This window comes from Streptomyces sp. NPDC008092 (assembly GCF_042957285.1).
Taxonomy (GTDB): domain Bacteria; phylum Actinomycetota; class Actinomycetes; order Streptomycetales; family Streptomycetaceae; genus Streptomyces.
In genome coordinates this window covers 87,337-111,168 of record NZ_JBIBHY010000004.1, presented here as the reverse complement: position 1 = coordinate 111,168, position 23,832 = coordinate 87,337, and the positions used below count along the sequence as shown (strand labels likewise).

General features: G+C 72.9%; 22 protein-coding genes. 9 read left to right on the top strand and 13 right to left on the bottom strand.

Translation table 11 applies throughout. The annotated features are described in order from the left end of the window. The first annotated feature begins 65 nt into the window (after window positions 1-65). The gene (gene ppdK / locus ACFZB3_RS13570) at window positions 66-2,786 is read left to right on the top strand and encodes a pyruvate, phosphate dikinase (protein ID WP_391374357.1); all 2,721 of its coding nucleotides are present in this window, start codon (window positions 66-68) and stop codon (window positions 2,784-2,786) included. 167 nt (window positions 2,787-2,953) lie between these two features. Beyond that, window positions 2,954-3,505: a GNAT family N-acetyltransferase gene (locus ACFZB3_RS13565; RefSeq protein WP_391374354.1), complete on the top strand. Its 552-nt coding sequence runs from the start codon at window positions 2,954-2,956 to the stop codon at window positions 3,503-3,505. Here ACFZB3_RS13565 and ACFZB3_RS13560 read toward each other — a convergent pair. From ACFZB3_RS13560 to ACFZB3_RS13550, 3 genes are all read right to left on the bottom strand, one after another. Further along, window positions 3,482-3,925: a nuclear transport factor 2 family protein gene (locus tag ACFZB3_RS13560; RefSeq protein WP_391374351.1), complete on the bottom strand. Its 444-nt coding sequence runs from the start codon at window positions 3,923-3,925 to the stop codon at window positions 3,482-3,484. The two genes, ACFZB3_RS13565 and ACFZB3_RS13560, sit on opposite strands and share 24 nt — an antisense overlap. Before the next feature lie 28 nt (window positions 3,926-3,953). Then, a complete protein-coding gene (locus ACFZB3_RS13555; RefSeq protein WP_391374345.1) occupies window positions 3,954-4,715 on the bottom strand; it encodes a rhomboid family intramembrane serine protease in 762 nt (253 codons plus the stop codon). A gap of 80 nt (window positions 4,716-4,795) precedes the next feature. Then, window positions 4,796-5,926 carry an AsnC family transcriptional regulator gene (locus tag ACFZB3_RS13550; protein WP_391374343.1) on the bottom strand — a complete coding sequence of 377 codons (1,131 nt, stop codon included), beginning with the start codon at window positions 5,924-5,926 and terminating at the stop codon, window positions 4,796-4,798. Between the two features lie 64 nt (window positions 5,927-5,990). On the opposite strand from ACFZB3_RS13550, the gene ACFZB3_RS13545 reads away from it, so the two are divergent. After that, window positions 5,991-7,151 (top strand): alpha-hydroxy-acid oxidizing protein, encoded by a 1,161-nt coding sequence (locus tag ACFZB3_RS13545; RefSeq protein ID WP_391374340.1) that lies wholly within the window; start codon window positions 5,991-5,993, stop codon window positions 7,149-7,151. A gap of 17 nt (window positions 7,152-7,168) precedes the next feature. On the opposite strand, the gene ACFZB3_RS13540 is transcribed toward ACFZB3_RS13545, so the two are convergent. Further along, window positions 7,169-7,978 (bottom strand): SDR family NAD(P)-dependent oxidoreductase, encoded by an 810-nt coding sequence (locus tag ACFZB3_RS13540; protein ID WP_391374337.1) that lies wholly within the window; start codon window positions 7,976-7,978, stop codon window positions 7,169-7,171. Window positions 7,979-8,097: 119 nt separating this feature from the next. Here ACFZB3_RS13540 and ACFZB3_RS13535 point away from each other — a divergent pair, with 119 nt between their 5' ends. Next, window positions 8,098-8,661, top strand: a complete 564-nt coding sequence (locus tag ACFZB3_RS13535) for a TetR family transcriptional regulator (RefSeq protein ID WP_391374334.1) — start codon at window positions 8,098-8,100, stop codon at window positions 8,659-8,661. Between the two features lie 59 nt (window positions 8,662-8,720). Here ACFZB3_RS13535 and ACFZB3_RS13530 read toward each other — a convergent pair whose 3' ends face one another. Beyond that, the gene (locus tag ACFZB3_RS13530) at window positions 8,721-9,719 is read right to left on the bottom strand and encodes an SDR family NAD(P)-dependent oxidoreductase (protein ID WP_391374331.1); all 999 of its coding nucleotides are present in this window, start codon (window positions 9,717-9,719) and stop codon (window positions 8,721-8,723) included. A gap of 186 nt (window positions 9,720-9,905) precedes the next feature. Here ACFZB3_RS13530 and ACFZB3_RS13525 point away from each other — a divergent pair, with 186 nt between their 5' ends. After that, window positions 9,906-10,490: a TetR family transcriptional regulator gene (locus ACFZB3_RS13525; RefSeq protein WP_391374328.1), complete on the top strand. Its 585-nt coding sequence runs from the start codon at window positions 9,906-9,908 to the stop codon at window positions 10,488-10,490. 86 nt (window positions 10,491-10,576) lie between these two features. Further along, a complete protein-coding gene (locus ACFZB3_RS13520) occupies window positions 10,577-11,188 on the top strand; it encodes a YciI family protein (RefSeq protein ID WP_391374326.1) in 612 nt (203 codons plus the stop codon). 1 nt (window position 11,189) lies between these two features. On the opposite strand, the gene ACFZB3_RS13515 is transcribed toward ACFZB3_RS13520, so the two are convergent. The 6 genes from ACFZB3_RS13515 to ACFZB3_RS13490 all read right to left on the bottom strand — a co-directional run bounded on the left by ACFZB3_RS13515 (window position 11,190) and on the right by ACFZB3_RS13490 (window position 17,031). Beyond that, entirely contained in the window at window positions 11,190-12,122 is a 933-nt protein-coding gene (locus ACFZB3_RS13515) for an aminoglycoside phosphotransferase family protein (protein WP_391374323.1), read from the bottom strand. A gap of 148 nt (window positions 12,123-12,270) precedes the next feature. After that, entirely contained in the window at window positions 12,271-12,621 is a 351-nt protein-coding gene (gene nirD, locus ACFZB3_RS13510) for a nitrite reductase small subunit NirD (RefSeq protein WP_391374321.1), read from the bottom strand. Beyond that, the gene (nirB, locus tag ACFZB3_RS13505) at window positions 12,618-15,236 is read right to left on the bottom strand and encodes a nitrite reductase large subunit NirB (protein WP_391374318.1); all 2,619 of its coding nucleotides are present in this window, start codon (window positions 15,234-15,236) and stop codon (window positions 12,618-12,620) included. Before nirB ends, nirD begins: the two co-directional genes overlap by 4 nt. Continuing rightward, on the bottom strand, window positions 15,236-15,457 hold the full coding sequence (locus ACFZB3_RS13500) for a hypothetical protein (protein ID WP_391374315.1): 222 nt from the start codon (window positions 15,455-15,457) through the stop codon (window positions 15,236-15,238). The genes nirB and ACFZB3_RS13500 overlap by 1 nt, the downstream gene beginning before the upstream one ends. 259 nt (window positions 15,458-15,716) lie before the next feature. Next, window positions 15,717-16,340 carry a class F sortase gene (locus tag ACFZB3_RS13495; RefSeq protein ID WP_391374312.1) on the bottom strand — a complete coding sequence of 208 codons (624 nt, stop codon included), beginning with the start codon at window positions 16,338-16,340 and terminating at the stop codon, window positions 15,717-15,719. A gap of 166 nt (window positions 16,341-16,506) precedes the next feature. After that, complete coding sequence (locus ACFZB3_RS13490) at window positions 16,507-17,031, bottom strand: hypothetical protein (protein ID WP_391374309.1); 525 nt, start codon at window positions 17,029-17,031, stop codon at window positions 16,507-16,509. A gap of 405 nt (window positions 17,032-17,436) precedes the next feature. Between ACFZB3_RS13490 and ACFZB3_RS13485 the strand changes: the two genes are divergently transcribed. Beyond that, window positions 17,437-18,423, top strand: coding sequence for an NAD-dependent epimerase/dehydratase family protein (locus ACFZB3_RS13485; RefSeq protein ID WP_391374306.1), 987 nt, complete (start codon window positions 17,437-17,439; stop codon window positions 18,421-18,423). Between the two features lie 191 nt (window positions 18,424-18,614). Here the strand turns inward: ACFZB3_RS13485 and ACFZB3_RS13480 are convergent, their stop codons facing one another. Beyond that, window positions 18,615-19,289 carry a YceI family protein gene (locus tag ACFZB3_RS13480; protein ID WP_391374303.1) on the bottom strand — a complete coding sequence of 225 codons (675 nt, stop codon included), beginning with the start codon at window positions 19,287-19,289 and terminating at the stop codon, window positions 18,615-18,617. Between the two features lie 285 nt (window positions 19,290-19,574). After that, entirely contained in the window at window positions 19,575-21,218 is a 1,644-nt protein-coding gene (locus tag ACFZB3_RS13475) for a M4 family metallopeptidase (RefSeq protein ID WP_391374300.1), read from the bottom strand. A gap of 138 nt (window positions 21,219-21,356) precedes the next feature. On the opposite strand from ACFZB3_RS13475, the gene ACFZB3_RS13470 reads away from it, so the two are divergent. Both ACFZB3_RS13470 and ACFZB3_RS13465 read left to right on the top strand, forming a co-directional pair. Then, window positions 21,357-21,791, top strand: a complete 435-nt coding sequence (locus ACFZB3_RS13470; protein WP_391374297.1) for a gamma-glutamylcyclotransferase — start codon at window positions 21,357-21,359, stop codon at window positions 21,789-21,791. A gap of 722 nt (window positions 21,792-22,513) precedes the next feature. Beyond that, entirely contained in the window at window positions 22,514-23,809 is a 1,296-nt protein-coding gene (locus ACFZB3_RS13465; protein WP_391374295.1) for an AMP-binding protein, read from the top strand. Window positions 23,810-23,832 lie beyond the last annotated feature (23 nt).

The window sequence follows — 23,832 nt, the reverse complement described above, 5'->3', positions numbered from 1 at the left end:
CCTTCGATCTGGGTATGTTCCTGGCCGTCAGGGCAGCCACCGAGTCTTCCAGGGAGTCGAGACCCGTGTCGGAAAACAAAGAACCCCACGGTGTGAAGTTCGTTTACGACTTCACCGAGGGAAACAAGGACCTCAAGGACCTCCTGGGTGGCAAGGGCGCGAACCTCGCCGAGATGACCAACCTGGGGCTCCCCGTTCCCCCGGGCTTCACCATCACGACCGAGGCCTGCAAGGTCTACCTCGCCAGCGGCGAGGAGCCGGCGGCACTGCGTGACGAGGTGAGTGCGCACCTCGACGCGCTGGAGCAGCGCATGGGCAAGAAGCTCGGCCAGGCCGACAACCCCCTCCTGGTCTCGGTCCGTTCCGGCGCCAAGTTCTCCATGCCCGGCATGATGGACACGGTCCTGAACATCGGCCTCTCCGACAAGTCCGTACAGGGCCTCGCCAAGCAGGCCGGCGACGACCGCTTCGCGTGGGACTCCTACCGTCGCCTCATCCAGATGTTCGGCAAGACCGTCCTCGGCGTCGACGGCGAGCTCTTCGAGGAGGCCCTGGACGACGCGAAGGCGGCCAAGAAGGTCACCGTCGACACCGAGCTGGAGGCGGCGGACCTCAAGAAGCTGGTCACCAGGTTCAAGAAGATCGTCAAGACGGAGGCCGGCCGGGACTTCCCGCAGGACCCGCGCGAGCAGATGGACCTCGCGATCCGCGCGGTCTTCGACTCCTGGAACACCGACCGCGCCAAGCTCTACCGCCGCCAGGAGCGCATCCCCGGCGACCTCGGCACCGCGGTCAACGTCTGCTCGATGGTCTTCGGCAACCTCGGCCCGGACTCCGGCACCGGCGTCGCCTTCACCCGCGACCCCGCCTCCGGCCACCAGGGCGTCTACGGCGACTACCTGCAGAACGCCCAGGGCGAGGACGTGGTCGCGGGCATCCGCAACACGGTCCCGCTGGCCGAGCTGGAGAACATCGACAAGAAGTCGTACGACCAGCTGATGCAGATCATGGAGACGCTGGAGAACCACTACAAGGACCTCTGCGACATCGAGTTCACCATCGAGCGCGGTCAGCTGTGGATGCTCCAGACCCGCGTCGGCAAGCGCACGGCGGGCGCCGCCTTCCGGATCGCGACCCAGCTGGTGGACCAGGGCCTGATCGACGAGACCGAGGCCCTCCAGCGCGTCACCGGCGCCCAGCTCGCCCAGCTGATGTTCCCCCGCTTCGACGAGCAGGCGAAGACCCAGCAGGTCGGCCGCGGCATCGCGGCCTCGCCGGGCGCGGCGGTGGGCAAGGCGGTCTTCGACTCGTACACCGCGGTCAAGTGGTCCCGCTCCGGCGAGAAGGTCATCCTGGTCCGCCGCGAGACCAACCCCGACGACCTCGACGGCATGATCGCCGCCGAAGGCATCCTGACCTCCCGGGGCGGTAAGACCTCCCACGCGGCCGTCGTCGCCCGCGGCATGGGCAAGACCTGCGTCTGCGGCGCGGAGGAGCTCGAGGTCGACACCAAGCGCCGCCGCATGACGGTCCCCGGCGGTCACGTCGTCGAGGAGGGCGACGTCATCTCCATCGACGGCTCGTCCGGCAAGGTCTACCTGGGCGAGGTACCCGTCGTACCCTCCCCGGTCGTCGAGTACTTCGAGGGCCGGATGCACGCGGGCGCCCAGGACGCCGACGAGTTGGTCGAGGCGGTGCACCGCATCATGGCGTTCGCCGACCGCAAGCGCCGGCTCCGGGTCCGGGCCAACGCCGACAACGCCGAGGACGCGCTGCGCGCCCGCCGCTTCGGCGCCCAGGGCATCGGCCTGTGCCGCACCGAGCACATGTTCCTCGGCGACCGCCGCGAACTGGTGGAACGCCTGATCCTGGCCGACACGCAGGAGGACCGCGAGGAGTCCCTGAAGGCCCTCCTCCCGCTCCAGAAGAAGGACTTCGTCGAACTCTTCTCGGCGATGGACGGCCTTCCGGTCACGGTCCGCCTCCTCGACCCGCCGCTGCACGAGTTCCTCCCGGACATCACGGAACTCTCGGTCCGCGTGGCCCTCGCCGAGTCCCGCCAGGAACCCCACGAGAACGAACTGCGCCTCCTCCAGGCGGTCCACCGCCTGCACGAGCAGAACCCGATGCTGGGCCTGCGCGGCGTACGCCTCGGCCTGGTCATCCCCGGCCTGTTCACGATGCAGGTCCGCGCGATCGCCGAGGCCGCGGCCGAACGCAAGAACGCCAAGGGCGACCCGCGGGCCGAGATCATGATCCCGCTGGTCGGCACGGTCCAGGAGCTGGAGATCGTCCGCGAGGAGGCCGACCAGGTCATCGCGGAGGTGGAGGCGGCGACGGGCACCAGCCTCAAGCTCTCCATCGGCACGATGATCGAACTCCCGCGTGCCGCCCTGACGGCCGGCCAGATCGCCGAGGCGGCGGAGTTCTTCTCCTTCGGCACGAACGACCTGACCCAGACGGTCTGGGGCTTCAGCCGCGACGACGTCGAGGCCTCCTTCTTCACCGCCTACCTGGAGAAGGGCATCTTCGGCGTCTCCCCCTTCGAGACGATCGACCGGGACGGCGTCGGCTCCCTGGTCGCGGCGGCGGCGAAGGCCGGCCGCGCCACCCGCCCGGACCTGAAGCTCGGCGTCTGCGGCGAACACGGCGGCGACCCGGAGTCCGTCCACTTCTTCCACGAGGTGGGCCTGGACTACGTCTCCTGCAGCCCGTTCCGCATCCCGGTGGCCCGCCTGGAGGCGGGCCGCGCGGCGACCGAGTCGACGGGCAGCGACCACCGCTGAGGCCGCCGCAGGCCTCCCGCGAACCCCGGGTCCGCCGTCCGTCCCCGACCCTCAAGACCGATGGACGGCGGCCCCGGCACGCAAGAAGAGGGGCGGCACCCTGTGCGGGGGTGCCGCCCCTCCGTGCTTGTGGCCCAAGGGGTTTGACGGTTTGTTAGCGTGCGCGGATGGATGATCTGAGTTCCGTGACGTGGCCGCCCCGGCCGGTCAGGACCGAGCGGCTGGTGCTCCGGGAGCCCGAGAGCCGGGACCGTGCGGTCTTCGTCGAACTGCTCGCCTCGCCGGAGGTGCACACCTACCTCGGTGGCTCCCGGCCGCGTGACGAGCTCGAACGCGAGCTGCCCGGGGTGCCCGAGCGGCGGCCCGGGAGTTTCGTCGTCGAACTCGACGGGGCGATGATCGGCCAGGTCCTGCTCAGGAGAGTGCCGGGGCAGGGCCGCCCGGCCGCCGGCGGGAAGGTCGATCTCGGCTACCTGTTCCTGCCGCGGGCGTGGGGGTTCGGGTACGCAGCCGAGGCGTGCGCGGCGGCGCTCGGCTGGCTCGCCGGCGAGCTTCCCGGCGAGCCGGTGGTGCTCCACACCCAGACCGCCAACGCCGCCTCGATGCGGCTCGCCGCGAAGCTGGGATTCACCGAGGTGGAGCGGTTCGAGGCCTGGGGCGCCGAGCAGTGGCTCGGCCTGCGGTCCCCGGCCGCCTCAGGAGGCGCCGCTCCGCAGTGACGCGATGAGGAGGTCCAGGTCGCCGCGGGCCGTGTACGTGCGGATCGGGTCGATGTAGTCGCGCGACTCGACGATCCGGCCGTCCCGGACCCGCATGACGAAGACGCAGGGCACCTTGCTCGTGGAGCCGTCCGGCCGTGTGAACTCGTAGCCGAACTCCGCGACGATCACTTCGGGATCCGCGGTCTCGTGGACGACGACGTCGACGACCCGTCTCTTCGGCAGGGACGCCCGGCCCTCCGGCGGCACCGTGAAGTGCTCCCGGAGCGCACGCCGGGTCGTCAGCGGCTCCGGCTCCGGCGTCGCCATCGGATGCCGGACATCGGTGACCTCGCCGTACAGGTCGGGCAGTTCCTCGAAGTTCCCGTCGGCGACTCCCTGGACGAGGCGGAGGAAGACGTCGCGCGGACTCGGTGTCACAGGACCTCCGTCAGGTGGCCGCGGGCGGTCAGAGCAGCCCGAGGTCGCCGAGTTCCTTGTACAGGTCGGCGCGTGTGGAATCGGAACCGGGCTGCGGCTGCGGGGTGTTGCCGCCGGCCGGCGTCCGGGGGGCGATGTCGCCGGTGGTGGGGCGTGCTGCCCGGCGGTCGCGGAAGATCCAGGCGCCGGCCAGGCCCCCGAGCAGCCCGCCGAGGTGGCCGAGCCAGCTCACGCCCGGGGTGCCGGGAACGGCCACGGTGAGGAGGTAGGCGAAGGACGCGCCCATGACGATCCCGATCAGCGTGTCGATCAGGTGCCGGTCGAAGAGGCCCCGTACCACGACGTAGCCGAAGTACCCGAAGATCAGGCCGCTGGCGCCGACCGTCGCCACGTCGCCCTTCTCGAAGAACCAGACCACCAGGCCGCTGCTCAGCGCGATCAGCAGGGTGAGGCCGAGGAACCGCGCCACTCCCCGGTAGGCGGCGAGGAAGCCGAAGACGAACAGCGGGCCGGAGTTGCTCTCGATGTGCGCCCAGCTCCAGTGCAGCAGCGGCGCGACCAGGACGTCGGGCAGGGTGCCGATGTCGCCGGAGACCACCGCGTAGTCCCGGGAGAGGGCGTAGTGGTCGGAGTAGTTGGCCAGTTGCACCAGCCAGACGACGGCGAGCAGGCCGAACATCACGAAGAACGCCTTCCGCGCCTCCGCGATCATCTGCTCGGGGCTCATCGGTACCGGTACGGGCCGGTCCTTCTTCGGTCGCTTCTTCGGTTCCTTCTCCGGCACACCCATGGCAGGCCCCCCTCGAACGACTGTCCCGTCCCCACCATGGCGCACTCTACGGCAGCCCGGTGACAGGCGCCGGGGCCCGGCTACAGGGCCGGTTCCGCCCACAGGTCCGCCGGTACGACGCCGACGGAACGGCCGTGCGCGTCCAGGAGACGGCCGAGGAGTTTGTCCTGGCGCAGGGTGACGACCCGGTCCGCGATGTCGAGGGCCGGGTGGGCCGTCGCCAGCTGGGTCTCCAGGCGGAGGATGTCGCCGAGCGAGTGCAGGCTTGCCTGGAGGACGAGGTTCTGGGGGCCGCTGATCGCGGCGCAGTTGCGGGTTTCCGGGAGGCGGATCAGGGACTGGCCGATCCCGGGGAGGTCGGCGGGCGGCACCCTGGCCCAGAAGGTGACGGCGACCGGCCAGCCGCCGAGGGGGCGGGCGAAGTCGCAGCGGAAGCGGAGCAGACCGCCCCGGACGAGGGCCTCGACGCGGCGTTTGGCGGTGGAGAGACTGACGCCGAGGTCCCGCGCCAGGCTCTGGTAGGACGCGCGGCCGTCGTGGGCGAGGCGGGTGGCGAGGGCCCGGTCGAAGGAGGTGAGCTGCCGGTGGGCGGTCCGTCGCCCGGCGGAGGAGGATGCGGGGGCGGACGCGGGGGCGGATACCCGGGCCGTCAGCCGGGCGCGCTGGTCCGGGGCCAGGGCGGCGATCCGCCAGCGGCCGCCCTCGGTGAACATGTGGGTGACGATCCGGGACCGTACGGCGGTGATGCCCGGCAGGTGGGGGAGCAGGTCGAGGGTGTAGCGGGACAGGGCCGGCAGGTCGCGGGTGGCGACCGTGGCGAGGATGTCGTGGCCCGAGGCCGTCCGCTCGATGGTCACCATGTGGGGGTGGGCGCTCAGGGCCCCGGCGACGCGGGCCGTGCTGCCCGGGGCGCAGTCGATCACGACGTACGCCACGCAGATCTGCTCCAGCAGGCGCGGGCCGGGCGAGAAGCCGACCCAGGCCGAGCCCTGCACGGAGAGGCGGTGGAAGCGGCGGGCCACCGTGACCGGGTCGACGCCCAGGGCGCGCCCGAGCTCGGTCCAGGAGGCGCGCGGGCTCAGCTGCAGCGCGTTGATCAGCGCCAGCTCGTCCTCGCTGAGCAGCGCCGGTGCCGCCGCACGGGCGGCAGCATCCTGCGCCCACTCGCCGTGCGAGCCGGAATCCTGCGTTTCGGAGCCGTTGTGCGCCACTCTCCCATTGTGGACTTCCAGGGGCCCGCACCCCGCGGGCGCAGTCGTGAAGAAGGGCCGGGACATGGCGTTCGCCGACTACCAGAACGAGATCTACCTCGACGGGCTGCGCGGAGTGGTGCCGCGGTTCCCGATGTCGTACGACGATCTGGAGCCGCTGGCCCTGGCCGCGCTGCCCCCCGCGGTGCGCTCGTACGTCGCGGGCGGCGCCGGTGACGAGCGGACGCAGCGGGCCAACGTCGGCGCGTTCGGGCGCTGGGGGCTGGTGCCGCGCATGCTGGTCGGGGCCACGGAGCGGGACCTGTCCGTCGACCTGTTCGGGATGCGGCTGCCCGCACCGCTGTTCATGGCCCCGGTCGGGGTGATCGGGCTGTGCGCGCAGGACGGTCACGGCGACCTCGCCGTCGCCCGCGCCGCCGCCCATACCGGCGTGCCCATGGTCGCCTCGACGCTGACCGTCGACCCGCTGGAGCAGGTGGCCGGCGAGTTCGGCGACACCCCCGGCTTCTTCCAGCTCTACACGCCCACCGACCGCGAACTGGCCGAGAGCCTGGTGCACCGGGCCGAGAAGGCCGGGTTCAAGGGGATCGTGGTCACCCTGGACACCTGGATCACCGGCTGGCGACCGCGCGACCTGAGCACCAGCAACTTCCCGCAGCTGCGCGGGAACTGCCTGGCCAACTACACCAGCGACCCCGTCTTCAGGGCCCGCCTCGGCAAGGACCCGCAGGACGACCCGCAGGCTGCCGTCGCGCTCTGGGCGGGCATCTTCGGCAACCCGCTCACCTGGGACGACCTGCCCTGGCTGCGGTCGATCACCGAGCTGCCGCTGATCCTCAAGGGCCTCTGCCACCCCGAGGACGTCCGCCGCGCCAGGGACGCGGGCGTGGACGGCGTCTACTGCTCCAACCACGGCGGCCGACAGGCCAACGGCGGCCTGCCCGCCCTCGACATGCTGCCGGAGGTGGTCGAGGCCGCCGACGGCCTGCCGGTCCTGTTCGACTCCGGGGTGCGGACGGGCGCCGACGTCGTCAAGGCGGTCGCGCTGGGCGCCACCGCCGTCGGCGTCGGCCGTCCCTACGCCTACGGCCTCGCCTACGGCGGTGAACCCGGCCTCGTGCACATCCTCCGGGCGCTGCTCGCCGAAGTCGACCTGATCATGGCCGTCGACGGCTACCCGGCCCTCGCCGACCTCACCCCGGAGGCGCTCCGACGGGTCCTGTGACCTGCGCAGGCGTGCTGTCAGTCGGTGCCGGCCGTGACCCGCTCCCAGCGGTCGTACTCGCTCATCAGCTCGGCGAAGCGGCCGCGCACCATCTCCAGACCGGCGGTGGCCACCGCGAGGTGCAGCGGGGGCGCGTCGGTGCCGGTCACGTCGGCGACGGCCGCCATCGACCGCACCAGGTTGCCGCGCACCGCCTGCTCGGCGAACTCGGCCATGCCGGCGTAGGCGGGCGCGTAGTCCGGGATGGAGGCGGCGGGGAGCTTCGCGTTGCCCTCGAAGCCGGTGTCGAAGCCCGCCGGCTCGACCAGGGTGACGTGGATGCCCAGCGGGGCCAGCTCCTTGGCCAGGCCCTCCGTCAGGTTCTGCACGGCGCTCTTGGAGGCGCAGTACACGGCCATCGTGGGCAGGCTGACGTGGCCGCCCATGGAGCCGATGTTTAGGATGTGGCCCGAGCGGCGCTCCCGCATGTGCGGGAGGACGGCCTGGATCACCTGGACCAGGCCCACCACGTTGGTCTCCAGCTGGTCGCGCAGCTGCTCGGGGCTGATCTCCTCGACCGCGCCGACCTGGCCGTAGCCGGCCGCGTTGACCAGGGCATCGACGGCGCCGAAACGGCCGACGGTGGCCTGCACGGCCTGCTCGATGCCGGCCGGGTCGGTGACGTCGAGGCGGGTGACCAGGACGTTGCCGAGACCGGCGAAGGCCGGGTTGGCCCTGGCGGTGTCCCGCATGGTGGCGGCCACGTTCCAGCCGCGCGCCGCGTACTCGAAGGTCAGCGCCTCTCCCATGCCGGTGGAGGCGCCGGTGATCAGAACGGTCTTGCTCATGATGCTCTCTCTCGCGTGTGCCGTGCCCCCCGGTCGCGCCTGCCGCCAGCTGCCTGCTGAACGCTACTAAACAGGATCGACAAAACATGTATAGCACGCCCAGTCGGTATGGTGTGCATATGACCGCGACCCGAGGGGACACCCAACGCCGCGAGCAGGTGCTCGCGGCGGCGCTGACCGTCTTCGCGACGTTCGGCTACCGCAAGACGTCGATGGACGCGGTGGCCCGGGCCGCCGACATCTCCCGCCCCGGCCTGTACTTCCTCTTCTCGGGCAAGGAGGAGCTGTTCCGCGAGACCATGCGGCAGGAACTGGACCGGGCGCTGGCGGACGTCCGCACGGCGCTGGCCGCACCCGGCGCGGACCTCGACGCCCGCCTGGTGGCCGCGCTCGACGCGAACCTCGGCCGGTACGTCGGCACCCACCTCAACGAGGGCGTCGACGAACTGCTGGAGCACGGGACCGCGCAGCTCCATGACATGTACGACGACTACCGGGACGCCTTCCTCGACACCCTCGCGAAGGCGATCGCCGACTCCGGCCGGCCGGCGGCCGGCGCCACGCCCCACCAGATCTCCGAGGTCCTGCAGGCGGCCGGCGAGGGCTGGAAGCACCGCGTCGCGGACCGGGGGGAGTTCGTGCGCAAGCTGGGCGTGGCGGTCGCGGTGGCCTTGCGGCCGTAGGGCTTTCCGGCCGTAGGGCTTTCCGGCGCGGGCGGACGCCTCGCCGTGACCCCGGACCGTCAGACGGCGGCCGCCCCGGCCCCCGTCCCCGTGTCCGTCCCCGCCCCCGTCGCCGTCGCCGTCAGCAGGTCGGTGGAGAGCTGCCAGAGGCGGGCCGCGTGGCCGGGGTCCAGGGCGTGGGCGGCCACTCCGCGGCGGACGCCGGGCCGGTGCGGGCCGGCCTCGGCGCAGTCCTCGAAGTACCGCCCGGTCACGCCCTCGACCAGCGGGGAGGCGGCGAGCAGCGCCGAGGTGGCGGCGCCCTGCTCGATGTCCTTCCAGGACACGTCGGTGCTGGTGGCGTCGAACGAGGCCGGGCTGTTGGCGATGTCCCCGATGTGGCGGCCGAGCCGGGTGCTGGTGATGCGGCCGGGGTTGAGGGCGTTGACGGCGATCAGGTCGGGGGCCCAGCGGCGGGCCGCCTCGACGGCGAACAGGACGTTGGCGGTCTTGGACTGGCTGTAGGCCGCCCACGGGTCGTAGGGGTGCCGCTCGAAGCTGACGTCGTCGAAGAGGACGCCGCCGTTGACGTGGCCGACCGAGCTGACCGCGACGACGCGTGCGCCGCGGGCCGCGGCGAGGGCGCCGTGCAGGCCGGTGGCGAGGGCGAAGTGGCCGAGGTGGTTGGTGGCGAACTGCGTCTCCCAGCCCTCCCGTGTCCGCTGCAGCGGCGTGGCCATGACGCCGGCGTTGAGGACGAGGACGTGCAGCGGGCCCTGCCAGGCGTCGGTGAAGGCGCGGACGGAGCGCTGGTTGGCGAGGTCGAGGAAGGCGGCGCGCACGCTGCCCGGCCCGCTCGCCGGGGCGATCTCCCCGGCGGCCCGGACGCCTGCCGCCAGGTCGCGGACGCCGATGGTGACCTCGGCGCCCGCCGCAGCGAGGGCGCGGGCGGTCTCGCGCCCGATGCCGGAGGCTCCGCCGGTGACCACGGCACGCCTGCCGCCGAGGTCGAGGCCGGCGAGCACCTCGGCGGCGGTGCTCCGGGCTCCGAAGGGGGTGGTGATGAGAGGGCGGGACATGGGGGCTCTCCTGGAAGACGGTGTGGATGTGGATGTGGGGGTGGGTGTGGGGGTGGGCGCGGGCGGTGGCGTGGCGGCAGGGGCCGTCGTAGGCTCGTATCCGGAACTGGTTCCGCTTCGCTCGCTTCCCGACGGTAAGCGGAACCGGTTCCGGTTGCAAGTGGTGGCGACGAGGAGGGGGCTGGGTTGACCGGCATCGACGAGGGTGCGGCGACGTCCCGCAGGCCGTTGCGCGCGGATGCGCGGCGCAACGAGGACCGGCTGCTGGAGGCGGCGGCAGCGGCGTTCGCCCGTGCGGGGGCGGGCGCCTCGGTCAAGGACATCGCCCGCCAGGCGGGCGTCGGCGTCGGCACGCTCTATCGCCGGTTCCCGTCGAAGGAGTTGCTCATCGAGGCGGTCTACCGGCACGAGGTGCAGCGGCTGTGCGAGGCGGCGGAGGAACTGGCGGCCGAGCTGCCGGCGGTGGCGGCGCTGCAGGCGTGGATGGAGCGCTTCATCGACTTCATGGCGGCGAAGCAGGGGATGGCCGACGCGCTGCGGGTGATCCTCACCGACGAGAGCGAGAAGCTGCACACCCGCACCCTGCTGGTCGATGCGATCGCCCACCTGCTGGATGCGGGGGAGAGCGCGTCGGCGGTGCGGCCGGGGGTCGACGCGCGCGACGTGCTGATGGCGCTCGGCGGGATCAGCCTGATGGCGGCGAACGAGGGGCAGCGCGAACTGGCCGCCCGGCTCATCGACTTGCTCCTGCGCGGGGTCGTGGGGGGCTGACGCGTCCGCCTCCCTGCGGCCGCCGCGGACCGTGGCCGGGGAAACCGTGTTGAGGGGCCGGGCCGTCCTGCGGAAGGCTCCGCGGCATGGAGTTCTTCTGTTACCACCGTGACCGGGCCGGCTCCGTGGCGTTGCGGGCGGAGCTGGTGGAGGACCACTGGGGCTACATGGACCGCTACGCGGCCGAACTGATCGCCCGGGGGCCGACGTTCGAGGCCGGTGGTGAGGTGCCGACCGGCAGTGTGCACGTCGTGGACCTGCCCGGCCCCGCCGCCGCCCGGGCCTTCGCCTTCGACGAGCCCAACTACCAGGCCGGCGTGTACCGGGACGTGCTGCTGCGGCGGTGGCGCAACCTGCTGGGGCGCACCATGTGGGAGTTCCCCGGCGGCCGCACCGGCGGCAACCGCTACCTGGTGCTCGGCCTTGGCCCGCTGCACGCCGACGCCGACGCCGACACCGACACCGGCGGCGGTGACGGCGGCGACCGCGCCGTCAGCGGGCCCGGCGGCCTGCCGCCCGGCACCGGTCACGACGACCTGATCGCCTTCGGCCCGCTGCTGTCCGACGACGGCACCACCTGGATCGGCACGGCGGCACTGGTCCGGGCCCCGGACCCGGACGAGGCCCTGGCGGTGCTGGCACCGGTGCGGTACGCGGACGTCGAGGTGCGGGACTGGGAGTTCGGCGGGCGGCGGTGACCTAGACCACCAGGGACTCCGCCAGCCGGTCCGCGAACCGGGTGACGAGGTCGAGACGGGGCCCGCTGCGGGCGATGCGGAAGCCGTGCAGCCGGCCCCAGAACGCCGCCTGGACGGCGTGCAACTGGGCCCAGCGGCGGACCCGTTCGCGGTCGAGTTCGGCGGCGTCGGCGAACACGTCGAGGAGGCGGTGGGCGGTCTTCGGGAGGTCGTCGGACCGCATGAGGCTCAGGGCGCGGGACTTGAGGAGGGTGCCGCCGTCGTACGCCGGGTCTCCCGCGTAGCCCTTCGGGTCGACCGCCAGCCACGGTTCCCGGTCCGCCCGCAGGATGTTGCGTGCGTGCAGGTCGCCGTGGACGAGGGTGTCCGGCTGGGTCCGGCCCAGTTCGCGGGTGGTGGCGACGGCCGCGTCCAGCGCGCGGGCCGGCAGGGCGTGCGGCAGGCTTGCGGCGTTCTCGCGCAGCTCCGCCGCCCATGTGTCCGCGCGGTCCCGGAGCCGCGGCAGCTTCGGCGGCGCCGGGACGGCCAGGCGGTGGCTGAGGCGGCCCGCGACCGTCATCACCGTCTCGTCGTCGGACTCCAGCGCCGCCAGCGTCGACACGTGGGCCCGTTCCAGGAGGAGGGCGAAGCGGGCGTCGTCGCGGCGGTGCAGGCGGACCGCGCCACGGCCGGCCCACGCCTCGAACGCGTCCGGCTCGTGGACGTTGCCGGGGTGGGGGAAGGACACCTTGACCACGCAGGGGCGCGCGGAGGACCGCAGGCGGACCGGGACGATCACGCCCACCCCGCCGTGCGTCACCTCGCCGTCGGGTACGCAGTCCCAGCGCCGCAGCAAGTCCTCGACCGTCGCCGGGAGTCCGGCGATCCACGCCGCCCCGCTGTCCCCCTCGCGGTCGATCGTGCCCCGTACCAGTGCCTCCGGAATGCCGATCATTCCGGCACCCTACGCGTGGCGCACGGCGCGTGGCGCACGGCACGTGGCGCGTGGAGCACGGTGTACGGCGCACGGCCGCGTCCGGTGTCGTCCCGTGTCCCGGGTCCGCAGGACGGGGCCGCGGGGCCGTGAGCGGGTGTGGACGGACCTACGCGGTCCGCACCCGGTACGCCGTCACCCGTACCGTCTCGTCGTCCAGGCACGCGCCGGTCTCCAGGTCGAAGCGCTGCTTGAGGAGCGGGGAGGCCACGAACGGGCGGCCCCGGTGGGTGCCGGTCAGGCCGCGGGAGAGGACCGCCGCGCCGCCGAACGGGTCGCGGTTGTCGATGGCGTGCAGACGGCCGGCGCGGTCGCGGAAGACGGCGGCCTGCCGGCCGTCCGGGAGGAGTACGGCCACGCCCCGGCCGGGGGTGAGCAGGCTCAGGTCGCAGACCGTGAACCAGCCGTCGTCCAGCCGGAGTTGGACCTTGAGGTCGGTGGTCTCGGGGGCCAGGGTCATCGCTGCGGGCTTCCTTCCAGAACGGTGGCCGTGCCGTCCGCGCGGCGCAGGCCGATGGACAGCAGCGGCAGGTCGGGCTTCACCTGGCCGCGTTCGGGCACGAAGCCGACGACCGGGTCGGGGGTGTCGGGGGCGTTGACGAACGAGACGAACCGGGCGAGCTTCTCCGGGTTGTCGATGGTGGTCGCCCACTCGTCGGCGTAGTTGGCGACGTGCGCCGCCATCAGGGACTCCAGCTCCGCGCAGATGCCCAGCGAGTCCTCGACCACCACGTCACGCACGTGGTCCAGGCCGCCCGGGATCCGCTCCAGCCAGGTCGACGTGCGCTCCAGGCGGTCGGCCGTGCGGATGTAGAACATCAGGAAACGGTCGATCAGGCGGACCAGCCCGGCGTCGGTGAGGTCCTGGGCGAGCAGGTCCGCGTGGCGCGGGGTGGCGCCGCCGTTACCGCCGACGTAGAGGTTCCAGCCGGCCGCGGTGGCGATGACGCCGAAGTCCTTCGACTGGGCCTCCGCGCACTCGCGGGCGCAGCCCGACACCGCCGACTTCAGCTTGTGCGGCGACCTGAGCCCCCGGTAGCGCAGCTCCAGGTCGATCGCCATCCGGACCGAGTCCTGGACGCCGTACCGGCACCAGGTCGACCCCACGCAGGACTTGACGGTCCGCAGGGCCTTTCCGTAGGCGTGGCCCGACTCGAAGCCGGCGTCCACCAACCGCGTCCAGATCAGCGGGAGCTGCTCGACCCGGGCACCGAACATGTCGATCCGCTGACCCCCGGTGATCTTCGTGTAGAGGCCGAAGTCGCGGGCGATCTCGCCGATCGTGATCAGGCCCTCCGGGGTGATCTCGCCGCCGGGGATGCGCGGCACGACCGAGTACGAGCCGTTCTTCTGGAGGTTGGCGAGGAAGTGGTCGTTGCTGTCCTGGAGCGCCGCCTGTTCGCCGTCCAGGACGTAACCGCTCGCGCCGATCGTCGGGGCGAGGGACGCGATGACCGACGCCACCGCCGGCTTGCAGACCTCGCAGCCGTCGCCGCCCCGGGCGTCCTCCCGGCCGTACCGGTCGAGCAGGTCCCGGTACGTGGTGACGCGCAGCGCGAGGACGATCTCGTACAGCTCCTCGCGGGTCTGCGCGAAGCAGCCGCACAGGCCCTTGTCGACCTCGACCCCGGACGCCTCCAGCTCCGCCGTGACCAGTTGCCCGAGCACCTTCACGCAACTGCCGCAGCCGGTACCGGCCCTGGTGCACTTCTTCACCTCCGGCACGGTGGTGCAGGAGTGCTCGGTCACCGCGCCGCGGATCGTGCCCTTGCTGACGTTGTGGCAGGAGCAGATCACCGCCTCGTCGGGGAGCGCGGACGGGCCGAGCTGGGCGCCGCCGCTCGCGTCGGCCGGCAGCACCAGCGACTCCGGGGCGACCGGCGGGACCGAACCGGTGAAGGCCTTCAGCGTGCCGTACGCGTCCGCGTCGCCGACCAGGATGCCGCCGAGCAGCGTGCCGTCCCGGCCGATGACCAGCTTCTTGTACAGGCCCGAACGGGCGTCGGAGTAGACGACATTCAGGCAGTCCTCGGTGGTGCCGTGCGCGTCCCCGAAGGAGGCCACGTCCACGCCGAGCAGCTTCAGCTTGGTGGACAGGTCCGCGCCGGTGAAGGCGGCCTCGTCGGAGGCGATCGTCGCCGCGGCCGTCTCGGCCTGCTCGTAACCCGGCGCCACCAGCCCGTACACCCTGCCGTCCGCCGCCAGCGCGCACTCGCCGATCGCGAACACGTGCGGGTCCGAGACGGTACGGCACTGCTCGTCGACCGTGATGCCGCCGCGCTCGCCGACCGCCAGACCGCAGTCGCGGGCGAGCTGGTCCCGCGGCCGGACCCCGGCGCTGAACACCACCATGTCGGTGGCCAGTTCGGAACCGTCGGACAGCTTCATGCCCGTCACGGCGCCCGCGGAGTCGACCACGATCTCCTGCGTGCCGACGCCCGTGTGCACCGTCAGGCCCATCTCCTCGATGGTGCGCAGCAGGGCCGCGCCGCCCCCCTCGTCCACCTGCACCGGCATCAGCCTCGGTGCGAACTCCACGATGTGGGAGGTGAGTCCGAGCCCCTTCAGCGCACCGGCCGCCTCAAGTCCCAGCAGCCCGCCGCCGACCACCGCGCCCACGGTCGCGCCCGACTTCGCGTACTCCTCGATCGCGAGCAGGTCCTCGATCGTGCGGTAGACGAAGCAGCCGGTGGCGTCCTTGTGGGGGACCGGAGGCACGAACGGGTAGGAGCCGGTGGCGAGTACGAGCGTGTCGTACCCGAATGCCGTGCCGGACCGCGCCGTCACGGTCCGCGCCGCGCGGTCGATCGTCTCCGCCGGGTCGCCGACGTGCAGCTCGATGCCGTGCGCGGCGATGAACTCCATGTCCGTCATGGAGAGTTCGTCGGCGGTCCGGCCCGAGAAGTACGAGGTGAGGGCGACGCGGTCGTAGGCGGGGCGCGGCTCCTCGCACAGCACGATCACGCGGTGCGTGGCGGTCAGGCCGCGCTCGGCGAGCGCCTCCAGGAAGCGCTGACCGACCATGCCGTGGCCGACGAGCACGATCGTGGGGGTGGCCTCGGGGGCGGTGGTCATCAGGAGCCTCCGTCGTCGGTGAGCGGGTGGAGCACGTGGCACAGGGGGAGCAGGGGGAGCAGGCGGCGACCGCACTCGGAGGGCATGCCCTGCGGCAGCACCCGGGCGCCGGGCCGGGCGGCGGACGCGGCGCGGGGGGTGACCTCGGGGGCGCCGCCGCGGCCGGCCGGGCCGCCCGCGTGGCCTGCGCCGAGCACCGCCACACACGTATTCGAGGTCATGTCCAGGAGCCTGCGGGGCCGACGTTACCCGGCCGCATCACCGCTGTTTCCCGGGAGGAACGCTGCCCTCTTCGGAGGCGGGGGGTGGGTGTGAGGGGTCCACGGGGAGGCGTGGCGGGCACTGTGAGGTGGGGGAACACGGGAACGCCCCGCCGTGCCCCGCGCCGGGGCCGGTTACGCGGCGGAGCGGTTGTGTACATCGCGCTTGGAGCGCGGCCACCGGCCCGCGACCGGTCAGCGGCTGCCGGACCGCGACCGGTCAGCGGCTGCCGGTCAGATGGGCGAAGACGACGACGTTCCCCTGGTAGCCGGTCGTGCGCGAGTAGCCGCCGCCGCAGGTGATGACCCGGAGTTCGGGGCGCTTCGCCGCGCCGTACACCTTCTCGTCGGGGAAGTCGCGGGCCTGGTAGACCTCCACCGCGTCGACGCTGAACACGGCGACGCTCCTGTCCTGCCGGTCCACCTCGATGGCCGTGCCGCGCCTGAGGGCGCCGAGGTCGTAGAAGACGGCGGGGCCCTCGGTGTTGTCGACATGTCCGGCGACGATCGCGGTGCCGGTCTCGCCGGGGGTGGTGCCGGCCTCGTACCAGCCGGCGAGGTTCTTCTGCCCGGCGGGCGGGACGTCGAGGCTGCCCGAGGCGGTGAGGGCGAGGCCCATGAGGGGGGCGTTCACGTGGATGGCGGGGATGCGGATGCGGGTGGGCGGGGAGGGCGGCAGCGCGGGGGCTTCGAGGCGTTCCTCGCCGGGATCGGGGCGGCCCTCGGCGGCGGACGGCTGGGGCGGCGCGTCGTGCGGTCCGCTGCCGGGGCCGAGCAGCCACACGCCGGAGCCGAGGGCGACGACGGTCACGGCGGCTATCGCGGTGTCCCCGATCCTGCGCATGCGAACCCCTCTCCCTCGGGTGAGAACTTCTGACGAGGGGGTGGGACGCCCGCGGCGGTGAGAGCCTCTGACGAACGTGACCCCCTCCCCCTCCGGGCCGCGAGGGGCGTCGGACCCGGAGGGGGTGGGATGTGCGGTACCGGCGACGGACAGCGGAGGGTGTCCGTCAGATCACATCGCCTCTCGCCCGGCGATGCAGGAGCCAGGTACCGCCCGCGGCGGCGACGGCCAGAGCCGTCACGCCCGCCGCGGTCTGCACGGGGTCGGAGCCGAAGGCGCCACCGACCCCCGTCTTCACACTGCCGTGGGGCTGCACCTGCTGCCCCGCGGCCGGCGCCAGTGCCACCACCAGGTCCCCGGTCACCTGCCGGTTCCCCTCGGCGCACTTCGCGACGATCTCGTACGTCCCCGGTTGCGCGCTCGGCGGCACCTGGAACTGCCCGATCGCCTCGCCCTCGTGCGTGCTCGGCGCAAGGGTGAACGTGCCGGCGCCGACCGAACTGGCGTCCCCGAGCGCCGTTCCCTTCGCGCCGCAGGCCGCCGTGTTCACCGTGACCTGACCGCCGGCCGCCGCGGTCGACGGGTACACGTCGAGGCTGCCGGTGACGCCGCCGTACGCCGGCGCGACGGCGAGTCCGGCCGTGGCCACGGCCAGCGCGGTCCCGGTCACCAGACGGGCGGTGCGTCGCATGGTGCTCCCTCGGTCGAGGTCGTCCACTCCCTTGCTCTACCGAGGTAAAAGCCAAGCGCCCGGCCGCGCCCCCTGAGGCGCCGTCAGTTTTGGGATGAACGGGTGTCACGGCGGAGGGAAGAGGAGGCAGGTGAGGGCGGATTCCGGCAGGTCAAAGGGGTTGCACAGGCATCAGTATGAAGAGCACACGAATGGTGGGTGCCGGGGGGAGTGAACGGGTGACCCCCGCACGGGGCGGTCGGGAACGCGGCGGTCCGGTACTCCAGGGCGACTTCGTGACCGGGTGGCCGGACGCCTCCGCGGGTCGGCGCCATCGCCCGAGGGGTGGGGCCGAACCGGCGGCCGGCCCTCTGCTGTCAGCGAATCCGCCTGGCCGGGCGGTGATCCCGGTGCTTGTGTGTCGGTATGGAGATCCTGGTTCTGGGCGGAACGGCATGGGTGGGTCGGGAGCTGTCGCGGCAGGCGGTCGAACGCGGCCATCGGGTGACCTGCCTCGCGCGTGGCGAGAGCGGCGGGGTCGCGGACGGGGCGACGCTGGTCGCCGCCGACCGGCGCGACCCGTCGGCGTACGAACCCCTGCTCGACCGCGCGTGGGACGCGGTCGTCGAGGTCTCCTGGCAGCCGGGCCTCGTCCGCGGCGCGCTCGACGCGCTGGGCGGCAAGGCCGGGCACTGGGTGTACGTCTCGTCCGGCAGCGCCTACGCCTCCCACGCCACGCCGGGGGCGGACGAGTCCGCGGCCCTGCTCGCCCCGACCGACCGCAGCGAGGTCGACTCCGAGTCGTACGGCGAGGCGAAGGCCGCCTGCGAGCAGGCGTCGGCGGCCGCGGTGGGCGACCGCCTCCTGACCGCACGGGCCGGGCTCATCGGCGGGCCCGGCGACCACAGCGGGCGCTCCGGCTACTGGGTCGCCCGCGCCGCGCGCGATCCGCGAGGGCCGATGCTGGTCCCCGACACGCCGGCCGTGCCCACCCAGGTGGTCGACGTGCGGGACCTCGCCGCCTGGCTGCTCGACTCCGCGGAGACGGGAACCACCGGCACGTACGACGCCGTCGGCCCGGTCGTTCCGTTCGGGGAGTGGATCGAGCTGTCGCGCGCCGCCGGCGGGCACACCGGTCCGGTGGTCGCCGCCGACCCGGCGTGGCTGCTCGCCAACGGCGTGGCCCAGTACATGGGCCCCGAATCGCTGGCGATGTGGCTGGTCGAGCCGGGCTGGGAAGGGTGGTCGGCCCGGGACGGGTCCGCGGCGCGCGCCGCGGGGCTGCGGCACCGGCCCCCGGCCCGGATGCTGGCCGACACCCTGCGCTGGGAACGCGAGCAGGGGCTGGACCGGGAGAGGCGCGCAGGCCTCAGCGCACGGCGCGAGCGCGAGCTGCTCGACGCCCTCGGCTGACGGCGGGCGCTGCGCGGCCGGGCCATGACCCGGACAGCCCGCGGCCGCCGGAGGCCCGTGAGCCGGACACCCCGGCCGTCTCCCCGCAGTTACGGCGTACCCGCAGTTACGGCGTACCTGCCGCTACGGCGTACCCACCGCTACGGCATCCCCCCGGCTATGCCATAGCCCCGGCTATGGCACAGCCCCGGCTATGGCACAGCCCGCAGGCCCTCCGGTGCCGTCCGGATCGCCGCGATGTCGAACTGCAGCCGCACCGTCTCGCTCACCATCGCCCCGCCCTCCGCCAGGCGGGAGTTGTACGCCAGCCCCCAGTCCATGCGGTTGATGGTGGTGGTGCCGTCGAAGCCCACGCGCTGGTAGCCGAAGGGGTCCGTGACGTTGCCTATGTAGGTGAGTTCCAGGTCCACCGGGCGCGTCGTTTCCCTGATGGCCAGGTCGCCGGTCATGACGTAGACGTCCGGCGCTTTCAGGCGTACCGCCGTGCTCTGGAAACGTATCCGCGGATAGGTCGCGGAGTCGAGGAAGTCGCGTCCCGCCAGATGGGCGTCACGCTGTTCCACGCCCGTGTCGACGCTCGCCGTGGACAGGATGATCTCCGCCTGGGAGCGGGACGGGTCGCGGCCGTCGAAGTAGAGGCGGCTCTTGTATTCGGTGAAGGCCCCGCGGACCGTCGTCACCATCGCGTGCCGGACCGAGAAACCGATTCTGCTGTGGGCCGGGTCGATGACCCACTCGCCGGTGAGGGCGGCGAGGGCGGGGTCGAGCAGGACGGGGGCCGAGGTGGGGGAGGCCGGCGCCGCCGTCGGGCGTGGGGGGACCGTGGGGGTGCGCCGGGACGTGTGGGGGCGGCTGAACAAGTTCATGATTTATCTAGTTAGTCCACTCCGGGAATTGCCGCAAGTGGCCGTCCGGACAAAGGAGTTCGGGAATTCCGTATACCGTCACCGAAACTGCACATCATCGCCATGGGATCCACTCAGGAAGTGCTCGGCATTCCCGGATTTCCGGTTTCCGGGTTTACGGGTTTTCCAGGTCTCCGGGTTTCCGGGTTCCCTTGAATTGCGCCGTTCTCCTTTGTCTGGGGTGTATGCGACGGCCGCCCCGGTTCGTTCGCCGGGGCGGCCGTCCTCATGCGGCCGTCTCGCCGGTCAGTTCACGTTCACGGCGCTCCAGGCCGCGGCCACCGCGTTGTACTCCGTGCTGCCGTTGCCGTACAGGTCCTTCGCCGCGTTGAGGGTCGCCGTGCGGGCGCCCGCGTAGTTCGTCGAGGACGTCATGTAGACCGTCAGCGCGCGGTACCAGATCGCGCCCAGCTTGTCGCGGCCGATGCCGGTGACCGTCGAGCCGTTGTATGTCGGGGAGTTGTAGCTCACGCCGTTGATGGTCTTCGCGCCGCTGCCCTCCGCCAGCAGGTACGCGAAGTGGTTGGCGACGCCGGAGGAGTAGTGGACGTCCAGGTTCCCCACCGACGAACTCCAGTAGTCCGCCGAACTCCCGTCCTTCGACGGCTGGTCCATGAACCGCAGCGCCGCCTTGCCGAAGCCGGAGCGGACGATCTTCTCGCCGATCAGGTAGTCGCCGGGGTCCGAGGGGTTGTTCGCGTACCACTCCACCAGCGTGCCGAGGATGTCGGAGGTCGCCTCGTTCAGGCCGCCGGACTCGCCGGAGTAGGTCAGCGCTGCCGTCTTGGAGGTGACCCCGTGCGTCATCTCGTGGCCGGCCACGTCGAGGGCCACCAGCGGGCCGAAGGTCGTCCCGTCACCGTCGCCGTACGTCATGCAGAAGCAACTGTCGTCCCAGAAGGCGTTGTTGTAGCTGTTGCCGTAGTGGACGCGGTTGTACGAGCCCTTGCCGTCGCCCGCGATGCCGTTGCGGCCGTGGACGTTCTTGTAGTAGTCCCAGGTCTCGTTGGTGCCGTACTGGGCGTCGACCGCCGCCGAGGAGCGGTCGGAAGTGGCGCCCGTGCCCCAGTGGTTGTCGGCGTCCGTGAACACCGTCGACGGCGCCCGGCTGATGCAGATGCCGAAGATGCACAGGTCGGTCTTGTTCGCCGCGTCACCCGTGTACGTGTTGCCGCGTGTCGGGTCCGTGAGGTTGTACGTCGATCCGGACTGCGTCGTCTCCAGCGGGACCGTGCCGCCGTACAGCGACTTGCCGTCGCCGGTCGCCGTCTCGATGCTGTCCCAGGCGTCGATCTGGGCGCCGGTGCGGGCGTCCGTCAGCACGGTGCGGGCGACCGGGTTGCCGAGCGAGTCCTTGCCGACGGCGTTGGTGCGCCAGGCCAGCTTCGGGGTGCCGTGCAGGGCGTCGACGACCAGCTGCGGCCTGGCCTGCACCTGCTTCAGCGCGTGGCCGAGGTTCGCCGCCCGCAGCGCGTTGACCGCGAGGTCGGCGGCCTTCGGGGCGGAGACGTCCGGGGCGATCGACGCCAGGGATATCCGGCTCCGGGTCGCCCGGTCGGCGCTGCGGTACGTGCCGTCCGCCTTGAGGTGGACGACGAAGTCGCCGCCGAGGACGGGGAGTTCGCGATAGGTGCGGTCGTAACGGACGTGCTGGGTACCGTTCTTGTCCACGATCACGTCACGGACCGAGGTGCCCTCGGTGGCCGTGAGGCCCAGGGCGGCGGCGTGCCGCACGAGCGCCTGCGCCGCGTTCGCGATCGCGGTGGCCCGGGTCGGTCTGGCGTCGGCGTGGGCGGCGGGGGAGAGCGCGGCGGCCAGCAGGGCCGCGGTGGTGGCGGCGACGCCGGCCGTGGCGAGACGGGAGGCTCGGGTGTTCCGTGTCCGGCTCATCGGTCTCCTTGGGGATGCGCCTCGAAGGCGTGGGGGTGGCGCTGATGACGACAGAGATTTAAGAGGGCATGACAAGTCATGTCCATAGCGCCTCCATGGAGATGTGTGTGGAGACGGAGGGGGTGCAGAATCCTTCCTGTGACCACCCGGAACCCCCGCCACCTCCCGTTCTTCGTCTACGGCACGCTCCGCCCCGGCGAGGTCAACCACGACGCGTTCCTGCGGGGGCGGACGGAGACCGAGGAGCCCGGCCGCCTCGACGGCGCGCTGCTCTACGACGGGCCCGGCTATCCCTACGCCGTCGAGGAGCCCGGCCCGGCCACGGTGCGCGGCGAACTCGTCACCGCGCGCCCCGAGTCGTACGACCGACTCCTGCTGGAACTCGACGAGTTGGAGGAGTGCGTGCCCCAGGACCCGGCGAGCCTGTACGTACGCGTCGCGCGGGAGGTCGTACGGCTGCGGGACGGGGCGGCGGTCCGGGCCTGGGTGTACGTCGCCGGGCCCGTCGTGGCCGGGAAACTGCGCGCCGACGGCCGGCGCATCGACGGCGGCGACTGGCTGGCCCACCGCTGACGGACAGAGGCGGGCGGCTCGGGCTCGGGGGCGGTGCGGTGCGGGGTCTCGCCGGCTCACGGCCCGCCGTACGGGCCGGAGGCCTCGACGCCCCCCGGTGGGCAGGGGCGACAGGACCGTCCCGCACCGCGGGGCGCGGTACGGGCGCGGGTGGGCGTCGAGGCGTTCTCCACGTCGCCCAGCGTGCTGCCGGTGTGTTACGTCCCGTGACGGAACCCTGTTGCGCGGCCGAAACGGCCAACTCCCAGCCGCATCCCAGCCATCGTGAGAACCGATACCGGACCGGCGCCCCCGGCGACGGGCCCGTACGGGGCCGCTTCGCGCCGGAACCGGACCGGTACGAGCCCCACGCCGGGCCGGGCCAGGACCCCGTCCCGGCCCGTGCCGGCCCGCGTTCGCCCATGTCGGCCCACGTCCGCCCACGTCGGCCCGTCTTCGCCCCCGACGGCCGGTCCGCCGCGGCCGCGGTGGCACGGGGCCCCGCGGGTGGCTCGTTCCCCACCCCCGTTGGCCGGTCCCGCCCCGTTTGAGACGTCACGGGGCACGACTACAGTCGGTCGTCTGCCACCGCCGCCCCGGAGGACCGCAGGACCCCGTAGAACCCCGCCGGACCCCGTACGCCGATCGCCACCCCGCCCGACACACCGCCCTGACCGGGCCCCCGCCGCTCCCGGACTCGGCCTCCCCCCACTCGAAAGAGCCAGCCAGGAGGTCCCCGAGCCATGCCTCTGCGCCACCTCACCCCCCGCGACCAGCACCTCTTCTGGCAGTACGGCCGCGGCGCCGACGTACCCGTCCACGAACCGCTCGTCCACCGTGCCATCGAGCGGCATGCGATCGTCCACCCCCACGCCGTCGCCGCCGAACACCACGGCGCGACCCTCACCTACGGCGAACTCGACCGCTACGCCGGTGCCCTCGCCGCCCGCCTGGTCCGCGAGGGCGTCCGGCCCGGCGACCACGTCGGCCTGTTCGCCCGCCGCTCCATCCCGATGCTGGTCGGCCTGTTCGCCGTCCTCAAGGCGGGCGCCGCCTACGTCCCCCAGGACATCGGCCGCACACCCCCGGCCCAGCTCGCCCACGTCATCCGCACCGCCGGCACCCGGGTGATCCTCACCCAGAAGGAGCACGCCCCGCGCGTCCCCCTCCCCGGCGGCCACCGGCTGATCGCCCTCGACGACCCCGCGCCCCACGATCCCGGCCCCGTGCCGCTGCTGCCGCCGCACCCCGACGACGGCTGCTGCGTCCTCTTCGTCCCCGGCACCACCGGCCGCCGCCACGGCGTGAAGCTCACCCACCGCAACATCGCCAACCTGCTGCTCACCGAACCCGGCGGGCTCGGCATCCGCCCCGGCGACCGGGTCGCCCAACTCCTCGGCATCGCCTCCGACCTGGCCGCCTGGGAGATCCTCGGCTGCCTCACCCACGGCGCCACCCTGGCCATCGGCGGCAAGGACACCGACGCCGCGGCCCGCACCGCGACCGTCCTGATCACCACCCCGGCCCTGCTGTCCGGCATCGACCCCGACGGCTGCCCGCGCGTCCGCACGGTCGCCGTCGCCGGGGGACCCTGCCCGCGCCCGCTCGCCGACCGCTGGTCGAGCCGGGCCGCCCTCTTCCACTGCCGGGGGTCGGCCGAGGCGACCGTCGTCACCACCATGGGCCGCCACGCGCCGGTCGCCGGGCGGCCGGCCACCGGCCGCCCCACCCCCAACAGCACGGTGTACGTCCTCGGCGCCGACCGCCGCCCGCTGCCCATGGGCGAGGCCGGCGAGGTGTGGGCGGGCGGCGACTGCGTCTCGGCCGGCTACCTCGGCGACGACGCCCTGAACGCCGAGCGGTACGCCCTCGACCCGTTCCTCGGCGAGGGCCGCGCCATGTTCCGTACCCGCGACCTCGGCCGCTGGACCCCCGACGGCGGCCTCGAACACCTCGGCCGGGCCGTCCCGTCCCGGGAACGGCCGGTGCTGCGGCTCGCCGGGGAACGCACGGCGGGCCCGTTGACGGTCACCCGGTGAGGACGACGGCGCGGCGCTTCTGA